Below are 2,890 nucleotides of genomic sequence, written 5' to 3'. Positions count from 1 at the left end.
AGATCCATTGAATAAGGTTTAGGCATTTCTCTACCTCCATATATTTTGTTGGAGAAAAATATACAACTTTATCAATAATATTTTAAATAACTATATATGAGGGTTTGCAATGTGTTTCTTTAATCTTCAAAAGGGTAAAAAGTGAAATCAGCAAATAAATAGGAAGGGTTAAAAAAACTGTTTGATAAGCATCTATCGAAAAAACCCTTGCTCCTTCCACTAATTTTCCATCCCAGTGCAAATCGAGAAACTTACCGGTTAATGGATCGGAAAGAGCTCCAAGAAGCGCATCAAAAGCGTTCATAAATCCGATGGCTGTTGCAGCAAGAATGGGTAAATTAACTTCTCGAATCATGGTAAAACAAAGCAAGAAACTGCTGATGGAAAAACCAAAAACAAACAATAAAAAACCAAGTAGACATACAGAAGAACCAGAAACATAAATCACTGTAGATATTGCAATAAGCGCCAACGCAGTTCCCCATAGCATAACAATGCGTCTACGACCAAGCCAATCGGAAAACCATCCAAAAAAAGGAGCTCCAATAGAAAAACCAATAAAAATCAGCGATACCATTTGTGCCGAACTTTGATGTGTTAGCTCAAACGCTTCCATGATAAAAGAAACACCCCATAACCCTCCAAATACCATTACAGGAGCAAAAGCAAAGCCGCTGTAGATAGAGAGCCACCAAGATTGAGGATTTTGAAAAATCTGTTTGATGTTATCAAAAAAAGAAGGTCTAGAGGGGACGATATGTTTTTCTCTTTTATGATCGGGTGCTTTATCCTGTACAACAATCCAAAAAACAACGGCTAAAATAAGGCCTGCTATTCCAATTAATTCTATAGCATAACGCCATTCTACTTTTTGAATAAAAACGGCTAAAGGGGCCTGTCCTCCTACAGCTCCTAACATCGCTACAGTCATCATGAGGCCTGCCATAAAAGCAAACTGTCTAAAAGGAAACCAGTTTGCAATCAGTTTTAAGCAGTTAACAACAGCAAAAGCTGCGCCAATACCAGTTAGAAAACGCCCTGTTCCTGCCCAAATCAAAGAATCTGCTCTAGCAAAAATAAGATTTCCTACCGCACATAAAAAAATGGCAATTGTTGTAGTTTTTCTAGGTCCGAATTTATCTAAAAGCAAACCCGCTGGAATTTGTAAAAGTAAATAAGCATAGAAATAACTCGCTGCTAAATTCCCCAGTTCTACACCACTAATGTCAAAAGCCTTCATTAGAGTTCCTGTCATCACACTTGGAGATACTTCAATAGCATATTTGTAAAACATAAAAATTGCGCTAAGAAGCCAAATAGTCCAAGCGCGGATCGGGTATGTTAATTTTTCATGGGTCATTTTTGCCATTTTGTTACTTAATTTATTACTCTTGTGATTGAAAATAGCATTTTTTGATCTGATTGGTCCAGTGTTTTTGATTGACAAAAGGACAATCTAAGACTTAGGATCTATGGCTTTATGTTCAAGAACACGCGGTATTTAAAATGAAAGATCTAGCAGAAAACAACCTTGTGCGTTTTAAAAATATTTCTAAGAAAAAAGAAGCTATTTACGCAAATTTCAAAGTAACGGGTGTAAGATCAGGAGTGAATTTTTCTGCTTCTATTTCTGTGGATATATCCGCAGCAGAAGTGCATGCTGGCGATGTTTTAGAAAAAATCATCGAAGAATGCGCTAGAATTGGCGTCAAAGAATTTAAGCGGGCGGAATTTCAATTTGAAGGACTCACTTCTATTTAAATCTTTATCTGGGTGTGGCGCAGCTTGGCTAGCGCACTAGCATGGGGTGCTAGGGGTCGGAGGTTCGAATCCTCTCATCCAGATTTTTTCCTGCTTTTTAATAGAAACTATTTTATTGTTTTTTTTAATGGTCACCCTTAAAGAAAAAGTCATGATCTTAAAAAAACCCTTTAAAACGTAACTCTGCTTTTTATGATCTTTTCACTAAAAGCCGATGCTTGTACTTGCCTTCTCTACCAAGGCACTCAAAACGTTGTTATTACAGGCGATCGATATAGGAGAAAAAGATTTGGATTACGTTTCAGTCTTTTTGAGATTAGTAATAACTTCTCGAGTAGTATATGAAAGCGATCATCGAAAATAGGGTATGTCAATTTTTCTGTGTAAATCCGGTTTAGTCATTTATGTAAATTTTTTTTTAGCCGTTGCAACTTCATTAGATCTCTTGCATAACCAATAAGCAATCTAAAATTTTAAAGTATTTTAATCCATGAGATATGATTGTTTGAGCGATATAGCTGGAAATGCTTTTGTTAAGAAAGGAATCTATAAATCAAAGCTTTAAAATAAGGGGTTATACTAGTTTGATTTCAAATTAAGAATTGCATAACTAGGTTTTTTTGAAAAAACTGCGCTATCTTGCAAGGAGATGTTATCTTTTTATATAAAAATATTTATACATTCAAACTCTTAATTTGAATGTAAACGAGTATACTAGTTTGGCTTCAAATTAAGAATTTGAACTATATAAAAATCTTTAAGCAAAGAACAATACCTTCTATGAAGGTAAAGAGATTTTTTTCAAAATACCAAGATGTAATCCTTAATTTGAAATTAAACTAGTATATAGTAGTGCCGATTCAAACGGCTAGCTTAATGGGGTTCAAGTCAACGACTTGAAACTTGTCGTTAATCCTACATTGCAAAACATCTGTTAGTTTCGGTATCTCTTCTAAGAAGAATCCTCTAATTGCCTGAAAAAAAGTCACCGACGTTTCGTAATATCGATTGTATAGTTATTTAAATCGACATTGATAAAACAGCTTGATCTAAGGCTTCGGATAAATTAGCTACAGTAGGTAAAAGTTCTCGGATTTTCGTTTTCATATTGGCCCAATATTTTTCGATA

General features: G+C 34.8%; 3 protein-coding genes and 1 tRNA gene. 2 read left to right on the top strand and 2 right to left on the bottom strand.

Translation table 11 applies throughout. The annotated features are described in order from the left end of the window. Positions 1-82: 82 nt before the first annotated feature. Positions 83-1,369, bottom strand: coding sequence for an MFS transporter (locus RHOW815_RS07615; protein WP_215217714.1), 1,287 nt, complete (start codon positions 1,367-1,369; stop codon positions 83-85). A gap of 137 nt (positions 1,370-1,506) precedes the next feature. Here RHOW815_RS07615 and RHOW815_RS07610 point away from each other — a divergent pair, with 137 nt between their 5' ends. Both RHOW815_RS07610 and RHOW815_RS07605 read left to right on the top strand, forming a co-directional pair. Next, complete coding sequence (locus RHOW815_RS07610) at positions 1,507-1,761, top strand: hypothetical protein (protein ID WP_194845843.1); 255 nt, start codon at positions 1,507-1,509, stop codon at positions 1,759-1,761. An 8-nt stretch (positions 1,762-1,769) separates the two neighbouring features. After that, positions 1,770-1,844 (top strand) — tRNA-Pro (locus RHOW815_RS07605). Positions 1,845-2,621: 777 nt separating this feature from the next. Here RHOW815_RS07605 and RHOW815_RS08895 read toward each other — a convergent pair. Next, entirely contained in the window at positions 2,622-2,750 is a 129-nt protein-coding gene (locus RHOW815_RS08895) for a hypothetical protein (protein WP_256439939.1), read from the bottom strand. Positions 2,751-2,890 lie beyond the last annotated feature (140 nt).

Source organism: Candidatus Rhabdochlamydia sp. W815 (genome assembly GCF_018642185.1).
Lineage (GTDB): Bacteria > Chlamydiota > Chlamydiia > Chlamydiales > Rhabdochlamydiaceae > Rhabdochlamydia > Rhabdochlamydia oedothoracis.
The sequence above is the reverse complement of the archived record's forward strand: the minus strand, read 5'-3'. Positions and strand labels throughout refer to the sequence as shown.

Coding starts and splice junctions, on each gene's coding strand:
- RHOW815_RS07615 (WP_215217714.1), bottom strand. CDS start 1,369: ATGGCAAAAATGACCCATGAAAAATTAACATACCCGATCCGCGCTTGG.
- RHOW815_RS07610 (WP_194845843.1), top strand. CDS start 1,507: ATGAAAGATCTAGCAGAAAACAACCTTGTGCGTTTTAAAAATATTTCT.